This window comes from Occallatibacter sp. (genome assembly GCF_035317045.1).
Taxonomy (GTDB): Bacteria; Acidobacteriota; Terriglobia; order Terriglobales; family Acidobacteriaceae; genus Telmatobacter.
On sequence record NZ_DATHHT010000002.1, the window covers coordinates 63,606 to 86,883 of the forward strand.

A 23,278-nucleotide genomic window follows, 5' to 3' on the forward strand; every position below is an offset into this window, starting at 1 on the left:
ACGGCTACCAGCTTTGATCTTATTGATAGTGCACATGTCACAGATATGTGGATGTGGAAGTTAAGACGCATAACGAACTCACATTGCTCACCCGGTAACCGTGAAGACGCCGATCCGGATGCAGCGTGGGACGAGAGGGAGCACCAACTCATGAAAGCCGACTCACTCGACCGATATGTCGCAGAGGACTATTCGAGAACAATGAATACTTCTCGTGGCATCGGACCAAACGGCCAGGTCAAGGGCACAGTTCTCGTGGTTGAGGACGAGCAATCGATGGGACTCTCGTTGCAAATCATTCTTTCCAGCGTACGCGTGGCGGTCGTTAAAGCAACGCGGAGTGAAGACGCAGTGTCTATACTCCGAAATGCACACTTTGATGCTGCCCTTCTCAATATCAATGAACCTGGAATGTGCGGAACCGACATCTGCCGCAGATTGCGCAGAGACTCACCGCGTCTTCCAATTCTCATGCTCGGCGACTCGAACGATGAGGACCAAGTGCTCAAAGCGTTTGAAGCGAGGGCGGACGACTACATTGCGAAGCCGTTTCGCCACCTCGAGCTTATCGCTCGCCTTGACGCAGCGATCCGCCGCGGAAGATTGTCCAACGGTTATGGAGCGGTGCTCACTGTGGGAGACATCAGTCTGGACGTGTCACGACATCTGGCAAAGAAGAAGAGCCATCCGATTCATCTGACACCGACGGAATTTAAACTACTTCACTTTCTAATGGCGAACCTGGGAAAGGCGATCCCTCATGCGAAGCTCTTGATTCACGTGTGGGGACCGGAATATGGCAGTGAACTCGAGTATCTCCGGACGTTCGTTAGGAACCTGCGAAAGAAGATAGAGGACGACCCTGCGAAGCCGAGATATCTTCTCACAGAACCGCACTTCGGGTATCGGCTGAACGAGTCAGCGTAGTAGTGCAGTTCTCCCGCCCCGGGCATGTCCCACGTGCGTTCGCGAATCGCTATTTCTGCATATCCTCGAGGGCGTGAACCCAGGCGTTCATCACGTCATCGAACGTCATACCAGGCTCCATCCTGCAATTGGCGAAGACGTCGTCTTTCCTCTCACACTGCGCAACCCGTTCGCCCTGGGCGTTATACAGTGTGAGGCTGTGCGGCCTTTTCGGAGGCTGCACAAGTGCCGGATGCGTCGCAGGCGGATGAGTGATCTTAGGGGGATGGAACGCGGAACCATTAGCCGTGACGGCCAAAAGACAGATAGTAAAAAAGGTGTGCACCTGCGTACTCCAAGTGTTTGCGGGTCAAGATTAGCCGGTCGCGCTTCTTATGCGAGAAAGAGTACCAGCACCAGTACGGGGATCACCGTCCACGTCAAATCGATTTCTGTATTCCGATAGGCCTGCGCCGGCCGGGACAATGAATCGGTTTTAGGTGTGCGAAGTCTGAAGGGTGCGAACGCCAGTAACCCACCCACGACCAGAAAGATCCCGCCTGTAATCCAGATTAGAAAGAGGGACGGGTTGGCGACGTAGTGAACTGGGTTAAATCCGGGAGCGAGAGCGCTCGGCATTGGTAGCGCCTCGCCCGCTAAGGCGACTGGAGCCAGACATAGCCAAGCTGCTATGGCGCCGAAGAAATTGGAAAAACCATATCTCATGGTCTGCATCTCCTGATGATCTCTTTTGCTTGGGGGCGACAATGCATCCGTTCCGCCACTTCGCGGATCGACAATGATGCTTTCGCCGAGGTGATAGTAGCAATGGCGCCGCGCATCCAAAATTACATGTTTCTTGTAGCGAGGTCCCGGAGTAACTCGGAATGCGGAAAGAGATGAATCCGCTGCCTCACAATAGACACCGGTTGAATGCGAAGAAGAGTGACCAGGCATGGTTGCCGTTGGTGACCAGGCACTACAAGGAACATGTAATTTATTCGGCTCTCTCACGTTGCTACTATCACTCAGTCGAAGAGCAGGTCACCCAGGAGCCTACGTAATGAGGTCTGTATCCGCAGTTAAGGAAGACACTCAAGTCCCAGATCGCCTATCCGAAACTATCGTCGAGAAACTAGACAATCCCGCCACGTCCGCAGGGTTTGATTTTCATGAAGGGGTGAATCAAGTCTTGGCAGACGTTGGAATGTCAGCTGCGGACTGTGGCGGGCAACTAACTTTCTATGGCCAGGATCCGATTGTTCCCAGCCGGATCCGGTTTGCAACGATGGCAGGCATAGGCCTCGCCGCCAAAACCATTGCGGCCGCTGCGGTATGGAGAGACCGAACTGGAGAGGGCCAGGATATTCATGTCGACGTTCGCAGAGCCTTTCGACGCTTCGGCGGCTTCTTCGAAGGGATTTGGGAGACCGTAAACGGGCGCTCTCCCGCGATGGGTTTCTTCGACAAAAATCCCTTCTTTGAATTTCCACTCTTCCGTGAAACACGCGATGGCCGGCATGTCGTGACTCTGAACTTCTACCCTAAGCTGCATCAACGTGCACTCAACTTCTTCCGATGCAGTGACAGCCTCGAGTCGCTCCAGAATTCGATTCTGCAGTGGCGTGCAGATGACCTGGAGGCGGCTGCTGCCGAAGAGGGACTAGTCCTTGCCAAAGTCCGTACGTTTGAAGAGTTGCGCGAAGAGTTGCAGTACACCGAAGTGCTCGCAAAGATGCCGCTAATATCCATCGAGAAAATCGGTGAAAGTGAGCCGATTCCTTTTAAGCCAGATGCCAGAGCTCCACTCGACGGAATCCGTGCCCTCGGAATGGGTCATGTAATTGCCGGCGCTGCAATTGGGCGAGACCTGGCCTTCTATGGTGCCGACGTCCTGAATGTCTGGAGGCCCAACGACACCGAGGTAGAGGCCTTTTTCTGGGACGTTCAGGTTGGCATGCGCTCGACCATTCTGGACTCCTTTAAGGAAGATCGCGTCAAGTTCGATGCGCTACTCAAGGATGCCGACATCTTCTTCGCAAACAAGCGCCCGGGATATTTGAAATCGCACGGACTGGATGCGGAAGAGTTAGGTGCAAGAAAGCCAGGACTGATTCACGCTACCGTCGTTCTTCACGGAGAAAGAGGGCCGTGGTCGAATCGGCCCGGCTTTGATGAGATTGGTGCAACGGTATCGGGTCTCTTTGCTCTCGAAGGGTCGCTCACCAGTCCGAAGCAGCCCCCTATTGTACCCATCTGCGACAACGTTGTGGGTTGGCTCGGCACTGTGGGCGTTCTGGCAGCGCTGCGCAGGCGAGCGGTGGAGGGAGGAAGCTACAAGGTCGTTGTCTCCCTCACACGCACTGTGCTCTGGCAACTCGCGCTCGGCATCTTCGACAGGGCCTACGCTCAGTCGACGGCCGGGTCTTCTGAAGAGCACAGAAATGTCGCCCCGGATCTGTTCACCGCAGAGACGCCTCTCGGCACTTATCAGGGCCTCGACGAGCAGGTATACCTGTCCAAGTCTCCCGGGTCCTATCGGACTGTGATGGTTCCGCGAGGATCGAACAAACCTGAGTGGCTTTGATTCCACGTTGAAGAAGAGAGGACAACATGAGCTCCGGAAAACTCTACATTCTCCAGTACCGACCTGGCGGCGAAATCATCGAGATGGATCCCGATGGTGGCAATCGCCGCACCCTGCTTGGAAACCTGCTCGACAACGTGGACGGAATCGTTATCGACAAGTTGACGAAGACGTTGTACTGGACGAACATGGGACCGGCCATCGGTCCACATGAAGGCGAATTCTTCCAGGCTGACGGATCGATCGAGTGCATCGGGCTCAGCGGTGCCAATCGTCGTATGTTGGTCGGTCATGGTCTCACAGTGACGCCCAAGCAGGCAGCCGCCGACTTCGGCGCTGGATTGTTGTATTGGTGCGATCGCGAGGGCATGCGTGTCATGCGCTCGAACCTCGACGGTTCGAATGTGACTGTTCTCGTTCGCAACGGTGTGTTTCCTGGGGATTCGCACGACGTGATGCGCCACTGCGTCGGCATTGCCGTTGATCCGGTCAACCGCTACATCTATTGGACACAAAAGGGTCCACCGGATGGTGGAAAGGGGCGCATCTTCCGAGCCGGCCTTGAGATTCCGGCGGATCAGCAGCCCGAGAATCGCACGGATATCGAACTGCTGATCGATCACTTGCCTGAACCGATCGATCTCGAAATCGACACCAAGAACAACGTTCTCTACTGGACTGACCGAGGCAACCTCGATGGCGGCAACTCGCTGAACCGAGCCCGTATTGGTACCAGGCAACTGGAAAACCATGAGGTACTCGCGACTGGAATGCAGGAAGGTATTGGGCTTGCAATCGATCACGCCAATCAGCGTGCATTTACTACAGAACTCGGAGGAGAAGTGCGCGTAGCCCCGCTCGAAGCCAAAGCGCAATTCACCACCATCGCAAAGTTGGGTGTCTTAACAGGAATTGCCTACGTTGCCTGAGCGGCGAGGCTCGTCTCTCTGGTCTTCTTAACCGCGACCTTCAAGCCGTGATGGAATCCGGATGAAATGCGCGTATTCAACATCCAATCGAGGAGAATATGAAGAATGATCTCAATGTGAAAACAGTCGGTATCGTGGGATGTGGGCTGATCGGAATGAGTTGGGCAGCTTACTATCTCGCGAAAGGATTTGCAGTGCACGCAACCGATCCCGTGGCCGGCGCCGAGGGGAAGTTGCGCGCGTATATCGATAACGCATGGACGCTGCTGGAGGCGATGGGTCTGGAGGAAGGCGCCGATAAAAACAACCTGAGGTTTTCCACGGATCTGAAGGAGTCTCTGAGAGGCGTCGACTTTGTCCAGGAAAACGGCCCAGAGCGGCTAGATCTCAAGCTCAAGCTCTTCAAAGAAATTTCTGACGCTATTGGCCCCAACGTCATCATTGCGAGCAGTTCTTCGGGCATTCCTGTTTCGAATTTCCAAACAGAAGCGACCAACCCGGCGCGTATCGTGCTCGGACATCCTTTCAACCCACCACACGTCGTCCCTCTGGTCGAAGTCGTCGGAGGCAAGCTGACATCGGCTGAGAACGTTACACGCGCTGTCCAATTCTATGCACAGATCGGCAAGAAGCCGATTCGCATGAAGAAGGAAATGAAAGGTCATATTGCGAACCGGATTCAGGCCGCGGTGTTCCGTGAGGTGCTGTATTTGCTGGATCAAGATGCGGCTAGCCTGACCGACATCGATATCGCTATGGCGCACGGTCCAGGGCTGCGATGGGCGATCCTCGGGCAGTTCATGAACGCAAACCTGGGCGGTGGAGACGCAGGAATCAAACATCTTTTGGAGCATCTCGGCCCAGCGATGGAAGGTTGGTGGGCGGATCTCGGTCGCATCGAGCACATAACTCCGCAGATGGCTGAGAAGGCCGAAGCTGGAATCAACGAGATTCTCAAAATGCACCCAGCCAGCGATATTGCAGCTGCGCGGGACAACGTCTTGTTACAGACCCTCAAGGCAAAGGCTGCAGACAAAAGGCTGCCGTACTAAGTGCGTGAGCTGAAGCACCGCCATCGCAGCTCGAACCTGGGTTGCGATGGGGGTGCCGATCTGCTGTCGACTCTCCAAAATGCCGAATCACGCGGCACCCACGGGAGGGTTTGTTTCCGCGGGAACCGCTGGCAGGGAGAAGTGGAACGTCGCTCCCCGCCCGCGGTCGCCGTCGGTCCAAATCCGGCCGCCTTGCAATTCGACGATCGACTTACTGATTGCCAGGCCCATGCCGCTGCCTTGGGGCTTCGTCGTAAAGAATGCGTCAAATATCTCGTCGGCCTTGCCCAATGGCAGCCCGGGGCCTGTGTCATTCACAGAGATCTCGACTTGGCCGTCCTCAGGCAACTGCGACTTGACCGTGAGCACTCCGCCAGTCTCCTTCATCGCCTCGATGCCATTCAGCATCAGGTTCATCAATACCTGCTGAAGTTGCACCCGGTCCGCCGTGATTTTGGGAAGATCGGCGGCAAGGTCTGTACGGATAGAAACAGCATGCTCGTTGGCTTCGCCCCGCAGCAGCAGGACCATTTCGCCGACGACCTCATTTATCGCGACCAACTCCCGCTTGGGAGGGGCCTTCTTGTAAAGCGATCGAAGACGGTTGATGATTTCCGTGGCAAAGGTGCCCGCTTCGATGATGCTTTCTGTCCCTTTGCGAACTTGCGTCAGATCGGGCGGGTCGCGCTGAAGCCATCGCAAAGACGCCTTGGCATTATTGGTTGTCGCGGTGATGGGCTGTGCGAGTTCGTGCGAGATAGAGGCGACCAGTTCTCCCATCGTGCTGACCCGATTCATGTGCGCAAGTTCTGCCTGCAGCTCTTCCGCTCGCTTGCGATCCTGAATGTCGGTCGCCACGCCATACCATTTCACGACCTTGCCTCGCTTGTCCCGCAGCGGCACGGCGCGGCTCAAAAACCACCGATACTCCCCGTCGGTCCGTCGGATGCGCATCTCCTCCTCGAACGGCTCGCCACTGGCAAAGCTCGCGTCCATTCTTCGCTCAATTCGATCCAGATCGTCGGGATGAACTGCAACTTTCCTGACTCCCTCCGCTTCCATCTGCGACAAGCCGGTGTACTCAACCCAGCGTCGATTCAAAAATTGAAGGGCCCCACGGGGTCCAGAGATCCACGACATCGCCGGAATGGTCTCAACGGCTTCGCGAAGTTTTTGTTCCTCCCGGCGCAATTGTTGCACTCGGAGTAGATACAGCCCCGAAAGGACTGTCAGAAACGCACCTACGCACAACAATCGGAACCAGTAAGTTTGATAGTAGGCCGGGGCGACGCTAAACGCGATCACAGATTCTGGCCCGTTCCATAATCCCTCACTGTTACTGGCAACCAACCGAAATCGATAGGAACCAGGCCCAAGGTTCGTGTAAACGGCTTCTCGCGCTGCAACTGGCTGGCTCCAGCTACGGTCGAAATTTTCAAGAAAATATCGAAAGCGAATCCGCCCGGGAGCTGCGAGGCTGAGCCCCGTGTACTCAAATGTGATTCGTCTTGGGGATGGAGGAATTCGAACGGTGCCAGCGAGGTCTACGGAGTTATCATCGGCGCTGATCGCCTCGATGTGAGGCAGCGCGGGAACTGAATTGTCATTTATCTGGGATGGATCAACAACCGACAAGCCGCTCCTGAGTGAAAACCAGATCCTGCCCGCTGAATCAGAGACCACTGACCGGCTCCGGTTTAATCCATCAGTGCTATCGAGACCATCGGCCTGGTCGTACTCGTGAACATCGACTGCCTTCACAACACCGCTTAGCAGTTTGCCGCGCGGAACGCGCAAAACATGATCTGAGGTCGCGATCCAAAACCTTCCGCTTTTGTCCTCCGCCATTCCGACTATTTGTTGGCGCAAAACGTCGGGCGATTCATGAGGAACTTGAAATCGGTTGGAGACGAAAAAGGCAAGACCAGCAGAAGTTCCACTCCAGAGGGTTCCAGATGAATCCTCGAAAAGGCAGTTCACCTCTGACGAAGGCAAACCCTCTACCGTTGTATAGGTTCTCCATTGGCCGTTTGAAAAGGAACTCAGGCCGTCAGGTGTGGCAAACCACATTGCACCATCGCGGGTTTCAAGGACGGACGAGACGGAATTCGAAGCGAGACCATCGGTCGTCGTGTAGGTGGTGAAGTGCCCATCTTTGAATTTGCTGACGCCGCCATTTAGCGTGCCGGCCCACACTGAGCCATCGCCGCTCTCATAGACAGCATATGTACTGTTTTGTGCCAGTCCGTTTGCCTCTGTATAACTCTGGCTCGCTATCTTACCGTTGCGAAATCGTAGACGGGTCAGTCCCCCACGTTGACGTCCGACCCACACCACATCTGCCCGTCCACTGATGGAATAGACGACCTCATTTGATGGAATCGACGTAACGGGCTGAACGTGGCCACTCTGGAGAACGTACAGCCCACCTTGAGTAGGAGCCAACCAGGTGCGGCCCTCCGGGTCGACATATACAGGGCCGTTGTGTTCGAAACGACGATCGCTAACAGATGAATAAGTTACGAACGCACTGTCTCGAATGCGGCCCAGCCCTCGCCCTCCTCCAATCCAGAGAGTCCCTTCGCGGTCCTCGAACAGAACGTTAATCCCGCCGTCTCCGCGAAGCTCATTTTCTTCGGAGAACGAAATGCCTTTCGCGTTGATGCGCAGCAACCCGCGCGTCGTACCCACCCAGATATTCGAGTCATGATCGCGCAAGATGCTCAAAACCTGGACATTACCGAGGAACGACGGCAATTCGAACCGACGAAAGCCTGTGCCGTTCCCGTGATACAACCCTTTGTCGGTGCCGACCCACAACTCTTCACCGATCGGCAGCAGAGAATTGATCTTTCGGTCGGGCAACCCTGCGTTCACGTTGGTAGCTCGCCCGCCCGTAAGAAAGAAGAGGCCATCGCCGAGTGTCCCCAGCCAAACCTTGCCATCGGCTGTTTCGGCCATGGAGATTGCTGGCGGTGAAGTGGGGCCCAATTTATGAACGTCGTCTGCGGTGAAGCGGAAAGTGCCCTGCCCGATGCCCGAAACCAGTACTCCGCCATGGTTATCAATTGACAGGGCGGTGATCGCGGGTAAGTCGTATGGGACACTCTCAAACTTGCGATTCTTTTGACGTATGAGAAAGGCTCCCTGTGGACGGACCCACAGTTTTCCGCCGGCATCCGTAAGCAGTTGCACTATTGGAACGTTTGAAGCGGTGGCGATGGGAGCAAGAGAGACAGGTCTGAAATTAAATCCGTCGAAACGTATCAGACCTCTGTCAGTTCCAACCCAGAGGTATCCATCTGCCGTCTGCGCGATGCCATTGACAGCGCCGCCGGGAAATCCGGTTTCTGCCGTCCATTGTTCGCGGACGTACTGCGAAGGCAGACGGTTGGGATCGAGTGCAGGTGCATCGGTGACAAGGCCCGCTAGCACGATCCCAATAAGAGTCCATCGAGTTTGCTTCAACCGGCAAATCACGGGAGGTACTCGAATTTGTCGATTATGACTTCATTTTCGTTTTGCAGGGGTATTGGGCCTTGAAGAAATACATACAAAGCGATGCGTACTGATTCTCCCCCGGGCGAAGGCACACCGGAGGTGAACACATGCTGGTTAATGACACGGCCGCCGCCTGAACTGCCCGATCCTGTTACCGTCGAAAACGTGACTTTCCCCGGTTCCCAGCGGAAGGAGTGTGTGCAGGCACCCGGCGGCGCCCGAAAGGCAACAGAGTTAGCTGGAACGTAGTAGGGTTGGACGACATAATTCACGTTGGTATTCTCGAGGTGTCCCCAACGACCAAGCTCAACGTCCAACTCGCGCCGGGCGCTCTCTGCGCCAACGCCGTCCCAGGCGATCAGGGTTAGAAGAGCAGAAGGTTCGAGATGAGAGACATCGCGCAGCTGGAACCTATAGGTTCCGTATCCCAGGCTGCGCGTGAGCTTCACCTCCGCCGCGGCCCACTTTCCCGTGCTTCCCGAAATGCGAAGATGCAGTGCACCTCCTTCGTCCGTCCAAACGTCCGCAGGGTCGAAAAAGTTTCTTGATCCAGCGTGAAAAATCGGCCCAGCACTCGTTGTCCACTCGTAACCGCTAAAATTCAGTATCTTCGGCGTCGGGAGTACCGGCGCTGGACCTTCCCCGTTAACGACTGCCAGCGCCACCACGCCGTTGCCGACGACCGGCAACGATTCAGTTTGTTCAGGCGGATTGTAGGTTGGATCAACCAACAGAGCGGCATATTGTAATCCCAGGTGGACTGAAGCTTTCCACCGGCCGTCAGCTTCGATATTGGTAAACGGCTGAGCTGATTGCCGGCACACGCCCCATCGTCCATCTGTCTTTGCGTACAACACGATTCGCTGTCCGGGTCGAGGCCCTGTGACACGACCATCAATTATGTCTGTCTTGTAGTCACTCTCGGTTATGTCTGTCTTGTAGGGACCCTCTTGATAGGCGGCGGCAACCTTGCTGAAAGCAACTGTAGGAGCAGAAGTTCTTGTCGAAGAGTGGCATCCGGTGAGCACAAAGTACACCAGCAGGACTGATAGCGCTGCGGTATGTGCGGCTATGTGCGGGCGCGACATCATCGATCTCCCTTACGATCCAAGGTAAGGCGGCGAGGGCTGCTGCGCAACGCAGAAAACCATCGGCAGCGATCGCCGCAAGAAAACTGGGACCAACAGTCGCCGTTGCATCTAACCCCACGATAGATGGCCGGTGCGCAAGGGGAGCGGCACCCGGCAGAGTGCTTGATGCTAAATCGTACCGCACTGTACGCGAGTGGCCCTCGTCTTTTACCGTTTTTGTACTACTGGGAATATGTAATAGCGATCTGTTTTTTCGCCCCAGTAGAATACGCGCTGGCCAGATTCGGCCGAGTCGCTCTTCGTCCTCCGCAACAGTCGCCGCCCTGAAACAACTTCCCGAGTCCAGCGCTCTACAAGCGCAGAATCCGGAACGGTTGCGCAACGACGTGAATCCGGAATCGGCGCCTTTGAGAAAGGGGCGCGCTGTAAATCACGCTACTTGCTAGTTGCGATTAATAGAGCAAACACGACAGGGAGATACGCTATAGATGCAAGGAGCAATTGTCTTGCGTGTCGATTCGACTTTTGCAAAGCGAGGACAGATCCGCGATAGAGAAAGACAGCTCCCGCGAGGAGAGTTCCCAAGGCGTAGATTGCATCAGTGTGTCCGGAAAATGCAGGGAACAGGCTTAACGGGATAAGAACAAGCAGCGGCAGGACGGTCATCCAATTGATGAATGAACTATGCCTACCTGACATTGGCAATACGTGATAACCGGCTCGCTGGTAGTCGTCGCGGTACATCCATGCAATTGCCATGAAGTGAGGGAATTGCCAGAAAAACAGAATGCCGAAGAGTAGCCACGCGTCGGAGTTCAAATGCCCCGACGCGGCTGTCCAGCCGATCAATGGAGGCATTGCGCCGGGGATCGCCCCAATCACTGTGCAAGCCGGCGACTTTCGTTTGAGGGGAGTGTAAATCAAAAGATACGAAGAGAGGGTGAACAGTGCAAGTACACTGGCAAGTAAATTCACCCTAAGCGCCAGGAAGAGACTCCCTAGCGAGGCAAAGACGATCCCGAGCGCAAGGCCGCTGGAGGCCCTTAGACGGCCTGCAGCGAGCGGACGGCGTGCGGTGCGCCGCATCTGTGCGTCGAAGCGCCGTTCGATGTACTGATTCAGTGCTCCGGTGCCGCTTGCTACAAGAAATGTCCCGAGGAGCGTGCGTGCCAAAAGGTCGAAGGGAAAATGGCCCGGTCGATGTGCATGGCCCAAATAGAATCCGGTAAAGGTCGTCAGAGCGATCAGGAAATTGACTTCCGGTTTGGTGAGCGTCCAGCAGTCCAAGATTTTGGAGTGAAGGCACGTAGCATACGCGAGTGCTTTGCCCGCGAATTGCGGACTTGCCGTCAGACCGGGGTCTCTGTCATCGTGAGTGAATTCCACCTCGGCCTGTGTTTCTAACATGAGTGCTCCCTTGCTTTGTCTTGATCGTCACTTTCCGAACGGCGTCGATAACGGCGGGACCAGGATGAGCCGCATTTCCCTGGTAATTGGGGCTGAGCATCCTATCTTCGCGCGAATGTCACAGCTCCTCCTGATCGGCCGTTTCTAGAGTCGAAAGTCGGCCGCGATTGCGATTGCGTTATTGACCTTGATGTTGATGCCCGGCTCCAGAGTGGCTCCCAAGTGGCCCGTGCCAACATCGAAAGTCCACCGGGAGTCGGGATACCGCGAAACTCTCACGGCATAGATAAGGTCCGTCGGAAGATGAGCACCCGGGATGTATTTGATGTAACGAGGCTCCTGGTTAACTTCCAGGGCCGGTGCAACCACGATTTTTCCCTTGATGGGTATTGGAAAAGCGAGACCGCCAAAGGCCCGTGCTTCCCAGTCAACGGTGTTGCCGCCGTAGCCGTATTTCTGGGCGTTCGTGCCGCGGACACCGCCAGTGCCTACAAATGCGAATTTCTTTCCGAAGGTGAACAACTCAGTTGCCACACCGTAGATGTCCCCGTTTGTTGCGTTCTTGTGTTCAACAAACTGGACAACGAAGGGATCATTTGTTCGGAGCACGCCGCCGATTGAAACCGCAGGTACGTATTTGAACTTGTGTGCACCTGCGGGAATGATCTTTGCCTTGGCGTTGAAGATGTTCATGCCTTCAAAGTTGAAAAGAGGGCTGATTGCTGGATCGCCTCCATCGGTGTGATTGCTGCGGGTGTAGCCGAATTCCAACCAACTACCGAAGCCCTCTTCAACCCCCACGTTTATGTAGTCCCCGGCGACCGGTCCAGCATCAACGGCATGAAAGCTGATAGTCGGAGCGCCGAATTTATGATGAGGTGCCGGTACCACGTCGGCCTCTGGCTGGAGGAAAATGCCTGACTGGCCGTCCATGTTGAGTGCTTGGCCAAATACCGTGTTTTGGACGCACGGCGCCAGAAGCACCAGTGCGAAGAGTGCGATCCTTCCGGCGTCGTTCGTGAACATCCTTTTGAACATCGTTAGCGCCTTTATTGAGTTGAAGCTAGTCCGCGTCGGGAACCAGCGGCCGAAGTTGATGCGCGACGCGAATGGCAATTACGGTGGGCCCGTCGGCGCTTAGGGCAGTTCTGAAAGCCGCCTTGATTTCCTCTGTCGTGTTAGCGGCCACTCCGGTACAACCAAAAGCGTTGGCGGTTGCGACGATATCGAGTCCGGGCAGATCAAGCGCGGGCACATTGGGAGTCTTTTCAAGCACCGCAAACTCTTTGAGAATGGCGTACTCGTCATTGCACGGGACAATGTAGATGAGCTTGAGTTTTTGCCGAGCGGCTGTATACAGGCTCTGCACGGAATACTGAAGAGATCCATCTCCGATCGCAGCGATGACCGGGCGCCCAGTTCCCAGCTTCTTCTGGGCAATCGCAACGCCGACCGCCGCCGGTTCTCCCCATCCGAGTCCGCCACTCGCAAAGGTGTAGTACGTACCGGGCTCGTTGATTGGCCAGTATTGGGCGAGATCCGCAAAATTAGAAGCTGTCTCGTTGACGAGGATGGCATTCGCGGGCCGCAACTCGCTCAATGCGGCGAATGCCTCAAGCGCCGTCAAAGGACTATTCGGGGGCGATGGAAGTTTTCGTTCGATGTGTGGTGCCGTGGGAGCGGGCCGCGACTTCACCTCCGGGATCGCATCATTCAATGCCTCCAGGGCCAGCTTTGCGTCTGCTAACAGGCTGTCTCCGACGATAGCGGCGGCCGCATCGTAGGGGTCACTGGTGATCTGCAAGAGTTCGGCACCTTCGGGAAGGTAGTCTCCTGCAACATAGGGGTAGTACCGGAAGACCTGGGCTCCAACCACGATGATGAGGTCATGGCCGCGAAGCTTTTTGCTAAGCGGCCCAATCGCGATCGGCGCCATGCCTCGAAACTGCGGATGAGTCTGAGGGAAGGACGCTTTCTCAGAGAGCGGCGTCATATACACCGGAGCTCTCAAGCGCTCAGCAAGCTTGATGCCGGCATCCCAACCGCCTGCGCGCTCAATCTCAGGTCCATAGAGCAACACAGGGTTCTTACTTTTCCGAATCCTTTCGGCGAACTGAGCGAGCCGATCAGGGTCAGGCGAGTACCGCGAGCTGGCAGTTCGAACGACCGCGTCTCCGAGAGCCGGCTGATCCCAGTCATCCAACGGAATTGACACGTATACCGGGCCTGCGGGAGGCTGCAGAGCAACCGTATAGGCCCTCATGATTGCACCGGGGACGTCTTGTGCCCTTGCCGGTTGATATGCCCACTTAACCCAGGGCCGCGGCAGGGTCGTCTCCTCGCGGTTCGTAAGAAGTGGATCGCAAAGGATCATCTCACGCGTCTGCTGGCCAGCAGTGATGATGAGAGGCGTCTTATTCAGATAAGCCGTCATGATGTTGCCCATGCCGTGCCCAGTTCCCGCTGAAGTATGGAGATTCAGCAGCGCCGGCTTTCCAGTAGCTTGAGCAAATCCGTCCGCCATAGCCACGGCGGTCGCTTCCTGCAGAGCGAGTACATATTCGAAGTCCGGCGGGAAGTTTTTAAGAAACGGCTGCTCCGTCGAGCCGGGGTTCCCAAAGATCGTCGTCAGCCCAAGCTTCCTCAAGAGGTTGTAGGTTGCGTCGTAGACGGTCAGCGCTTTCTTGGTTTCATTCACGAGTTACTCCAAGGGTTATGTAGGTTGAAGCAATGGTCGTACCTTCGCCATTTCATCTCATCGAGGAGCTTAAGCCGCAGCTAATTGAACAAGGATCAGCATTTTGCTCAAGAGCTCTTCGAGCGGTAGACGGGAGTTTGCTGACCTGGTCCAATCTGCGGTGCTACCGCTGGAGGGCGTCACAAACTGAATGCAGATAGTGTCAGAGCAGCAATTGATCCGTGCAACTCTCCTGGATACACTACGAGCCATCTCTCTGGCGTCCATCGAGCGGGTTGTAGAACTCCGTCCTCACCGAGCAAACATCTGGGCAGCCTCGCGGCCATTCGTACTCGCGCGGCCCGATGAAGAGCTTGATCCCTGTTTCCTCTATATCGATCCTCACTTCGACTTCCGGATTCAAATCGAGGATCGGAAGAACGTTATCGTCGATTGCGTAGTGTTCGCCAGTAGTGCCATACATGGCCTTGAACCTCCATGGCTTCGTTCGTTCGACTGAGACGCGATTGGCAATCAGACACATTGCTTTCCCCGGTCAGAATGGAACCTCTTACCTCAGTACAAAGCGATGCTACCGCTGGAGCAGGCACTAGAAAATTACATGTTCCTGTTACTGGCGGATCTCGCCGTGCGCATCCTACATTTCTGCGTCGAATGGTGAATGCAGCAATGAGAACGTCTCTCCGTAACACGGCGCGATGAGCGTGGCTCGGGCGTGGATCTAATTGGAAGATGTAATTGGAATCGCGTGCGTCGGTCTTTACGATTTCTAACGGAGATGCTTTTTCCCGACGAGGATTCATGAGCATAGCCACCGATAGATTTCCAAAAACGCCTGAAGCTCAAGTCACGAGGAAGGTGAATATGAAGGGTCAGGTTGCGCAAGTCACGCGGGCTATCTCGCAATCGAAAGAGGAAAGCCCCTTCATGCAATCGAAGTATCCACCCTCGACAGTGACTTTGCAGAAAATCCATCGGTCGGCAAAATTCATTCCAGTCCTGGTCTTTATTCCTGCACGTGTCGATGGGGATCAGGTTTCTCTTCACAGATTGTTGGGAGAGGAATCGTTGGCCCATATCGATGACGGATGGCTGACTGAGGTCCTGGAAAAAGGAGATGGAACTCCTCAAGGGCAAATTGACGAAGACACCATTGCGTTTGGCGATGTGACCGTCGATTTTTTGAGGATGGAGGCTTTTCGCAAGAAAGAGCCTGTCGTACTTACAACGCTTCAGTTCAAAACGCTGAGATATCTAATTCGACACGCACGACGTGTGATTTCGCGAGATGAACTGCTTGACAAGGTGTGGGGATATGAACACTACCCCACCACTCGAAGCGTCGACAACGTCATTGTGAAGCTGCGACAAAAGCTCGAGTCCAATCCCTCACGGCCAGCGCACTTTTGCACGATATATGGAACGGGATACAAGTTCTTGCCATAGGACCGATCAGCCGAGACGTGATCAGGTTCTTGAAGCGGGGTGCCTGAGTGGATGGCGCGCTCTTAAAGAGATGTCCTCCAGGAGCAAGGGCAGGCGTGGTTGTCCCGATTGGCTTAACAGGAACATGTAATTCTCTGGACACAGAATCAGCGGTAGCATCGGCCTGTGTTCAATGGCAGGGTCACATCTCTGCAAAAAATCGAGAGTGAAATGGTGCAGCCATGAAGGCATACGGACAAATGCGATGAAGATCTGTTGGTTCGGCAAGCAGGTAAGCGAGAGATGCGAATGTGCCTGCAAGGAAGAGTTTGCCAGCGTATTCGCGTCGGAACGAGGAGCTTTGCAAAAGCTTGCCTTATTGCTCACTGCGAACTCGGAAGTCGCAAAGCGATGCTTGATTCGTGCCTTTCAGGAATGCATTGAAAGTAGTTCGGTTTCCAAACAATGGGTACTCAGCTGGACACGTCGCATGGTTATTCGCAACGCCATCAGCCTCGTCATGGGCCCCGGACGTGAATCATTCGCCAACGCGAACCGTTATGCAGACGACCAGTTAATCGCATTCTCGCCAGATGACTCGCTAAACGCAAATGCGGAGTCCGAATCGATTCTCGACCTTCCTGAGTTTGATCGGTTTGTTTTCGTTATTTGTGTTCTGGAACGCTATTCGATGCATGATTGCGCATTGCTGCTAGGCAGGACGCCTCGTGACATAAACGAAGCGCGACAGCGGGTTGGCAATCAAGTAGGACAAATCGATGGACTCAACAATATTTCACAACGTTTCGCGATCGGTTAGCCCGGCGTGTCCGAAGCGGAGGAACAAATGAGTACCACTTCCTGCAATCCGAATGAGGCATATATCGAGGCGGTTATACCCTTCAAACAGACTCCCGCCAACGCAGAATCGAATGCCGGAAGTTTCCCCAACTCACAGCCGGTGTCAGGAGCGATCATGCACCATGGCAACTACGTTTGTGGTCACTCTGAAGCCTCAGACGATGATTTGATTACCGCCGCACAACGCGGAGATCAGCGGGCATTTGTGACACTGTGTGAGCGGCATTCCACTGTAACGAAGAAAAAGATATTCAGTATCGTTCGGAATCAAGAGGACACTGAAGACGCACTCCAGGACACGCTGTTGCGAGCCTATACGCACTTGACATCCTTTCGCCGATCCTGCAAATTCTCAAGCTGGCTCACAACGATCGGAGTGAATTCGGCGTTGATGATTTTGCGGAAACGAAGGACTCGCAGAGAAGTGTATGCGAGTACGATCAGTCCGGATACGGAGAGATTGGAACTCCCGGAGCCCGTAGACCGATCACCAGGACCTGAAGGGACTTATCTCAGACAGCAAGCCATTCTTGTTGTGAGACGAGAAGTTAAGAAGCTGAAACCGAACCTGCGCTCGGTTGTCAACCACTATTACGGGTCTGAATGTTCGTTGGAAGAAGCGGCAAAGGCGCAACAGATTTCTTTGGGCGCTGCCAAGTCTCGTCTTCTGCGGGGTCGAGCGAGGTTGCGTTCTTCGCTGGCGAGGTATGGAATTGCGCAAGCCGACAATTGAGTTCGATCGGCCAATCTTTCGATTGCCAAGGGTTGGATTCAGTAAAGGCCAAACTGAGGTTTACATTTGGGTGCTGCGCTCGTCTCGTACGCCACAAGGATGTTCCGTGGCTATTCCATATTTATGTAATGCTGCCGCCGAGGTAAACGCGTCCTGAGGTTGGATTTACCGGTATAATCCCTAACGTAAAGAACCTCGCAAGGCATGTCCAGAGTGCACCGTTCCCGCTGGGCCGCAGATCGTCAGGTGGTTGTTCCAAAGGAGGTATTTATGGAACCGGCGAATGATCTCGTCTATATCGTGGACGATGAGGCTAGCGTAGGAGAGGCCTTGTCTACGCTGCTCCGGGCTAACGGCAAGCGCGTGCAGCTCTTTACATCTGGACAGGACTTTCTTGATTTTGCACGCCGAGACTCTTGCGCTTGTCTCATTCTCGATCTCAAGATGCCCGGATTGGGCGGCTTGGAACTCCAGAAGTTGATTGCGGAAAAGACTTCTATACCTGTGATCTTTCTCACCGGGCGAGGTGACATCCCATCAACCGTGAGAGCGATGAAGGGAGGAGCAGTTGATTTTCTGACCAAGCCGGTTGATGAAGAGGCGCTCCTCGCTTGTGTTGAGCGGGCCTTGCGACAAGATCGCGCGAACCGCCAAGAGGCTGTGGAGCGTGCCAGGTTAGTTGCCCGATATGAATCGTTGACACCGCGGGAACGAGAGGTCCTTCCACTTTTGGCGAGAGGTTTGCTGAACAAGCAGGCAGCCTTCGAGTTGGGGATCACTGAATACACCGTCCAAATCCATCGCGGGCACATTATGCGAAAGATGGAAGCCGATTCGTTTGCAACATTAGTCAAACTTGCTGGCAAGCTCAAGCTCGAGACGACTAGCGCATCTAGTGGGAACACGTAAGACAGTGTCTTTGCAAAATTCGGTAGAGTCAATGTGGAAGACTCGGGGGCTCCGATGAACGTTGAAGGCCATACGATCGCAGTTATAGATGACGATCTCAGAGTTCTCGAATCGCTTGTCAATCTGTTGAAGTCGTTTGGATACTGCACGGAAAGCTACAATTCCGCAGAAGAATTTCTGGAATCCGGTACCCTTTCCCGAACCTGTTGCATAGTCACGGACGTCGAGATGCGGCAAATGAGCGGTCTCGGCCTTTTGCAATATTTGAAGAGCAGCAACTGTGCTGTGCCCATAATCATCATTACGGGGAAACCATCGGCACGGTCAGAGGCGTTTTATCTGGAGAAAGGGGCTGTTGGCTTCTTCAGAAAGCCAGTTGACGGAGATGCCCTGGTCGAGCTGATTGGTTCAGTGTGTGTCTAGCTGGATTGGCGACCGACTCTGCGATTCAAACAAATGAACCCGATATAGTTGGCACCTGGCCTTCAACGGTGGGTTAAAGAACACGGTTGCGACCCGGACCTGCGATATCTCATGATGATCTCTTGAGGAAGGTCGATGTTCACTACTCGCCGAAACGCGATTGCCGGACTCGGTTCAATCCTCATTGACTGCTGTACAGCTTGCCAGCGTGGCAAGCCGGAACCCGTGACCATTCTGTTCATGGATCCCGGGACTCGGTGGTTGCAACAACAGCATTTGGCTGAAACAGTTCTGCGGCAGTTCGAGAGTGAGACGGGGACCAGGGTAAAGCACCTTCCCGCACCGGAAACTTCTCAGGAACAATTGATGTTGATCCAGGAGCTCCTTGCGGAAAAGGACACACCAGATGTGTTCGGAATAGACGTCATTTGGTCTGGAATTCTGGATGAGGCTCTTCTTGATTTGAAGCCCTTTTTCAGTTTGGAGCTCTCTGCCGAGGAGCCCGATCTGGTTTCACCCTATACGGTAAAGGGCAGAGTCCTTGCTATTCCCTATCACCCTCATGTCAATGTGCTTTATTACCGAACTGACTTGCTGGCAAAGTACGGGTATCACATCCCGCCTCAAACCTGGTCAGAGTTAGAGAAAATGGCTTTCCACATTCAAGAAGGTGAGCGCGCAGCTGGTGAAAAGAACTTTTGGGGATTTGTCTGGCCAGGGGCAGCAGATGAGGGTCTGACTTGTTTGGCCTTGGAATGGCAAGCGTCGGAAGGAGGCGGAAGGATTATCGAATCTAACCGAACGGTCAGCGTTAACAACGAGAACGCGATACGCGCATGGCAACGTGCCGCGCACTGGATCGGTTGGATATCGCCTCCAAGCGTTACTGCGTACGAAGACGTGGACTCCGTCAATTATTTCGAGAACTCATGCAAAGCAGCATTCTCGCTCGGCTGGACTTCTGACTATTTCCTCACCATCCCGGCGAAATCATCGATATACGGGAAAATGGGTGTGACCAGCGTTCCGTCAGGGAAGATCGGCGTAGGAACGTTTGGCGGGTTTGGTCTCGGAATATCGGGAAAGACAAAGCACCAACGAGAAGCTGTTGCGCTAGTGAAATTTCTCTCACACAAGGAGGCGGAGCTGGAGGCCGCCAACACAAGTGCTCAGTTGCCCACAGGGACTGCGCTCTACCGCGTACCAACCATCCTCAAGGCATACTCGCGATCGATGCCGGCCACTCAGCCTCCAGGTGACGGCATCGTGAGCCGTCCTTCAACGCTTTTAGGTAGAAATTACGAGGACGTCTCGCGGGCCTATGCCAAAGCAGTGCATTCCGTACTGACTGGAAAGAATAGCGCTCCCAAAGCTGCGGCTGCGTTGGAGACAGAACTCGAGCACATCACCGGTTTCCCCAAAGGTCCGCCTGAACCAATCGAAATCGACGTATCGCGCGTAAAATAGCTCCCAGATCGTAGCTGTTGCATGCGGCTCTGTTACCTGAGATGTGAAATATGGACGGACTTTCTGATAAGGCTCAGCCATGGACGACGTAAGCAGGCCTGTAGATGGCGCATCGCCATCGGTCAAAGCAGCGTGGATGATCGCGCTGATTTCGCGCGTTGACATCAAGACCCGTTTAACGCTCTGTTTTGTCCTGATCATCGCGTTGATGTCGGTGGGCACGGGCATCCTGTTTTGGCAGTCGCGCGTGATGCGCGCGCAGGCAAACCGTCTGAAACAAATGGACGAGCAGTTCATGGAAGTTCAGCGCGTCCATGCGCTTGTACTGTCGTTCCGCGACCAATCAGAACAATTAGTCAAGGCTCGGAATCTTGCACGTCTGCAGCAAGAAGCGCCTGTCCTGCGCAACCAACTGAACAATAGCCTAAGACAGACCCAAGCCGTGTTCCGAGGAATCGAACCAAACAATACTCTCGATCCCACTGTCTTACCCACGCTCGAGACAATTCAAGGTTTACTGCCTTCGCAAATCGATTCGCTTACTACCCTCGCCTCAGTGGCAGACTGGGATGCTCTGAGTCAGCGGAGAGAACAGCCGGTCGAAACTCTGGAGACCCTGAGCGCTGAACTCGTGGATACTGCCAGTCGTGATTTACAAGGGATGCGATCAGAGTCCACTCGAAAACTTGAGTTGGCTCAGAATCGAGCAGTACTCATAACGGCCGGCGCAAGTGGCCTAACGATAGTGGTTGCGGCTCTTTTGGGATTCGTTGTCACTCAGAGCATCACTCGCCCCCTTCGATCCATGGTTAATGGAGCCTCCGCTCTTGCGAGTGGCGAATTTGGTCACCATCTACCTGTGCAAGGCCGAGATGAACTCGCTCATCTCTCCCAAGTTTTCAACCAGACCGCTGTTAAGCTTCAGAATCTCTATGAGAACCTCCGGCAAAGTGAACAAGAGCTCCGCAATGTCGTCAATTATCTAGCCGAAGCGCAACGTCTCGGCCATATTGGCAGTTGGGTCTTCGAGCCTGCTGGGGCCTTTGTGTACTGGTCTCATGAACTTTTTTGCATCTACGGCCTTGATCCGGAAAGCGGCGCACCCACCCTTGACGAGTATCTTGCACGTGTTCATCCACTTGATCGTGAGTTCATGGCATCATTAATCAAGCGAATGATCGCGGAGGCTTCAGGATGTGATGTCACCAAACGCATTGTGCGACCTAACGGCGAAGTCAGGCATATTCGTTGCGTCGGTGCCCCCGTTGTAGAAGACGGGATTCTGAAAAGAATCGTAGGCAACGCCATTGACGTCACAGAGCACGAGCTTCTCACTCAGGAGCTCCGCCGTCGCGAAGCCTATTTGGCGGAAGCCCAAAGACTCAGTCACACAGGTAGCTTCGGATGGAATCCTCATACGGGAGAGATTGTCTGGTCAGACGAAACCTATCGCATCTTCGAGTACGATCGCGCCGAGAAACCGACATTGGATATGCTAGTTCGGCGTCTTCATCCTGAAGATCGTGCCTTCTTTCAACAGGTCATCGATCGTGCATCTCAGACAGCCGCTGACTTCGAACATGAGTATCGCTTACTGCTTGTTGATGGGCGAGTCAAGCACGTCCACGCAATAGCTCGCGCTATACCGGATGCATCCGGCAATCGCGAATTTATCGGAGCGGTCACCGACATCACCGAGCGCAAGACGGCGGAAGAGAAGATCCTCTGCAACGAGAGAGAGCTTCGGACCCTCATTGATATAATGCCCGCCTACCTGGAGACCTCGTTGCCTGATGGAACGGTCGATTTTCTGAGCCAAAGCTGGTTGGACTATTCCGGCCAGACCAGGGAAGAAGTAATGGGGTGGGGCTGGGCAGGTACGATTCATCCCGACGACGTGGATCGAGCATTGGCAAACTGGCAGGCCGGAGTGGCTTCAGGAGAAACTGTTGAGCAGGAGCTACGTTGCCGTCGCGCCGACGGAGTCTACCACTGGTTCTTGAACCGTAGCCTCCCTCTTCGTGATGATGAAGGGAAGATCGTCAAATGGTATGGGATTCTCTTCGACGTGAATGCATTGAAGGAGACTGAAAGCGCTCTTCAGATGCGAGAGCATGAACTTCTTGGAATTATCGAGACGATCCCCTCAATGCTTTGGTCAACGTCGCCGACCGGAGAGCTAACTCATATCTCTCAAAGATTGCTTGAATATTATGGGGCTCCCTTCGAAGAAGTGGTTAATCGCTGGTGGGAGAGATTTCTTCATCCGGATGATCGAGAGGAAACTGCGAAGGCAGTTGCCCGGGCATTTGGCTCTGGAGAGTTGTACAACGTAATACACCGCTTGCGACGCGCAGATGGAGAGTACCGATGGCATCACTCGATGGGCGAACCATTGCGTGATCCCCACGGCGAGATCATTCAGTGGTATGGCCTCGCGACCGACATCGATGAGCGGAAACGAGCAGAAGACCATCTTCGTGAAACGCGTATCAAGCTCGCTAAAGCTTCGCGGTTGGCGACCGTCGCTGAACTTGCAGCTTCGATCGCTCACGAACTGAACCAACCACTCATGTCGATGCTTGCAAACGCGCAGGCGGCGAAGAGATGGTTGAATGCCGATCCGTCGAATGCGACGGAGGTGAATTTGTCGATTGGACGGATCATACGAGATGCCCGTGCGGCTGACGAGACAATGCGACATATTCGAGCACTCTTCAAGCAGGAGTCCTTCGTCAAGAAAGATGTGAAGATTCCGGACCTACTCAATGAAGTTGTCCGAATTGTGCAGGAGGATCCGAAAAAGTGCGTCGTACCCGTCGAGTGCCACTTCGACGAGTCTCTCCCTGCGATCCCTGTAGACCAGATTCAGATGCAGCAAGTCTTCATTAATCTGATCGTGAATGCTATCGAGGCCTTGGAGGAGCAACAAGTGGCCCCGCTGGTCGAACTCCGTGCGGTGACAGACTCAAACGGGATGTTAATCCAAGTGATCGATAACGGGACGGGAGTCGATGATCCGGACCGAATCTTTGACGCTTTTATGACGACAAAAGAGAAAGGCATGGGAATAGGCTTGGCCGTGTCACGCTCCACCGTTGAAGCCCATGGGGGGCGTCTTTGGGTTGAGAACAATGAAGCTGGTGGTGCAACCTTCAACGTGGCTTTACCGCTGTCCAATGCGAGCCCCACGACGGCGCAGATCCAGGAATATGCATGAACTAGACCTGCTTGCGATATGAAGCATTTCATTACTAGTTCACACCAATTCGTCTATTCCATAAATATG

18 protein-coding genes are annotated in these 23,278 nt (G+C 54.4%); 11 read left to right on the forward strand and 7 right to left on the reverse strand.

Annotated elements, in window-relative coordinates:
- Nucleotides 1-201 precede the first annotated feature (201 nt).
- Entirely contained in the window at nt 202-927 is a 726-nt protein-coding gene (locus VK574_RS00380) for a response regulator transcription factor (RefSeq protein ID WP_472797778.1), read from the forward strand.
- A 372-nt stretch (nt 928-1,299) separates the two neighbouring features.
- Here the strand turns inward: VK574_RS00380 and VK574_RS00385 are convergent, their stop codons facing one another.
- Complete coding sequence (locus VK574_RS00385; RefSeq protein WP_472797779.1) at nt 1,300-1,545, reverse strand: cytochrome c oxidase subunit II transmembrane domain-containing protein; 246 nt, start codon at nt 1,543-1,545, stop codon at nt 1,300-1,302.
- A 568-nt stretch (nt 1,546-2,113) separates the two neighbouring features.
- Here VK574_RS00385 and VK574_RS00390 point away from each other — a divergent pair.
- The 3 genes from VK574_RS00390 (at nt 2,114) to VK574_RS00400 (ending at nt 5,474) form a co-directional block, all read left to right on the forward strand.
- Nucleotides 2,114-3,493 (forward strand): CoA transferase, encoded by a 1,380-nt coding sequence (locus VK574_RS00390; RefSeq protein WP_472797780.1) that lies wholly within the window; start codon nt 2,114-2,116, stop codon nt 3,491-3,493.
- A 26-nt stretch (nt 3,494-3,519) separates the two neighbouring features.
- The gene (locus tag VK574_RS00395) at nt 3,520-4,422 is read left to right on the forward strand and encodes a 3-hydroxyacyl-CoA dehydrogenase (protein WP_472797782.1); all 903 of its coding nucleotides are present in this window, start codon (nt 3,520-3,522) and stop codon (nt 4,420-4,422) included.
- A gap of 98 nt (nt 4,423-4,520) precedes the next feature.
- A complete protein-coding gene (locus VK574_RS00400) occupies nt 4,521-5,474 on the forward strand; it encodes a 3-hydroxyacyl-CoA dehydrogenase NAD-binding domain-containing protein (RefSeq protein ID WP_472797783.1) in 954 nt (317 codons plus the stop codon).
- 87 nt (nt 5,475-5,561) lie between these two features.
- Here VK574_RS00400 and VK574_RS00405 read toward each other — a convergent pair whose 3' ends face one another.
- The 6 genes from VK574_RS00405 to VK574_RS00430 all read right to left on the reverse strand — a co-directional run bounded on the left by VK574_RS00405 (nt 5,562) and on the right by VK574_RS00430 (nt 14,634).
- Nucleotides 5,562-8,942: a sensor histidine kinase gene (locus tag VK574_RS00405; RefSeq protein ID WP_472797784.1), complete on the reverse strand. Its 3,381-nt coding sequence runs from the start codon at nt 8,940-8,942 to the stop codon at nt 5,562-5,564.
- Nucleotides 8,943-8,950: 8 nt separating this feature from the next.
- Nucleotides 8,951-10,066, reverse strand: a complete 1,116-nt coding sequence (locus VK574_RS00410; RefSeq protein WP_472797785.1) for a LamG domain-containing protein — start codon at nt 10,064-10,066, stop codon at nt 8,951-8,953.
- Between the two features lie 435 nt (nt 10,067-10,501).
- Nucleotides 10,502-11,473 carry a heme o synthase gene (cyoE, locus tag VK574_RS00415; RefSeq protein ID WP_472797786.1) on the reverse strand — a complete coding sequence of 324 codons (972 nt, stop codon included), beginning with the start codon at nt 11,471-11,473 and terminating at the stop codon, nt 10,502-10,504.
- Nucleotides 11,474-11,617: 144 nt separating this feature from the next.
- Nucleotides 11,618-12,499 carry a hypothetical protein gene (locus VK574_RS00420; RefSeq protein ID WP_472797788.1) on the reverse strand — a complete coding sequence of 294 codons (882 nt, stop codon included), beginning with the start codon at nt 12,497-12,499 and terminating at the stop codon, nt 11,618-11,620.
- Nucleotides 12,500-12,536: 37 nt separating this feature from the next.
- Nucleotides 12,537-14,171 carry a benzoylformate decarboxylase gene (gene mdlC, locus VK574_RS00425; RefSeq protein ID WP_472797789.1) on the reverse strand — a complete coding sequence of 545 codons (1,635 nt, stop codon included), beginning with the start codon at nt 14,169-14,171 and terminating at the stop codon, nt 12,537-12,539.
- 241 nt (nt 14,172-14,412) lie between these two features.
- Entirely contained in the window at nt 14,413-14,634 is a 222-nt protein-coding gene (locus VK574_RS00430) for a hypothetical protein (RefSeq protein ID WP_472797790.1), read from the reverse strand.
- 401 nt (nt 14,635-15,035) lie between these two features.
- Here VK574_RS00430 and VK574_RS00435 point away from each other — a divergent pair, with 401 nt between their 5' ends.
- From VK574_RS00435 to VK574_RS00465, 7 genes are all read left to right on the forward strand, one after another.
- On the forward strand, nt 15,036-15,617 hold the full coding sequence (locus tag VK574_RS00435) for a winged helix-turn-helix domain-containing protein (protein WP_472797791.1): 582 nt from the start codon (nt 15,036-15,038) through the stop codon (nt 15,615-15,617).
- Nucleotides 15,618-15,861: 244 nt separating this feature from the next.
- Nucleotides 15,862-16,416, forward strand: a complete 555-nt coding sequence (locus VK574_RS00440) for an RNA polymerase sigma factor (protein WP_472797792.1) — start codon at nt 15,862-15,864, stop codon at nt 16,414-16,416.
- A gap of 156 nt (nt 16,417-16,572) precedes the next feature.
- Nucleotides 16,573-17,190: an RNA polymerase sigma factor gene (locus tag VK574_RS00445; RefSeq protein ID WP_472798038.1), complete on the forward strand. Its 618-nt coding sequence runs from the start codon at nt 16,573-16,575 to the stop codon at nt 17,188-17,190.
- Nucleotides 17,191-17,460: 270 nt separating this feature from the next.
- Nucleotides 17,461-18,099, forward strand: coding sequence for a response regulator transcription factor (locus VK574_RS00450; RefSeq protein WP_472797793.1), 639 nt, complete (start codon nt 17,461-17,463; stop codon nt 18,097-18,099).
- Nucleotides 18,100-18,153: 54 nt separating this feature from the next.
- On the forward strand, nt 18,154-18,522 hold the full coding sequence (locus VK574_RS00455) for a response regulator transcription factor (RefSeq protein ID WP_472797794.1): 369 nt from the start codon (nt 18,154-18,156) through the stop codon (nt 18,520-18,522).
- A gap of 225 nt (nt 18,523-18,747) precedes the next feature.
- Entirely contained in the window at nt 18,748-19,989 is a 1,242-nt protein-coding gene (locus tag VK574_RS00460; protein ID WP_472797795.1) for an extracellular solute-binding protein, read from the forward strand.
- Between the two features lie 79 nt (nt 19,990-20,068).
- Complete coding sequence (locus VK574_RS00465) at nt 20,069-23,209, forward strand: PAS domain-containing protein (RefSeq protein ID WP_472797796.1); 3,141 nt, start codon at nt 20,069-20,071, stop codon at nt 23,207-23,209.
- Nucleotides 23,210-23,278: the final 69 nt, after the last annotated feature.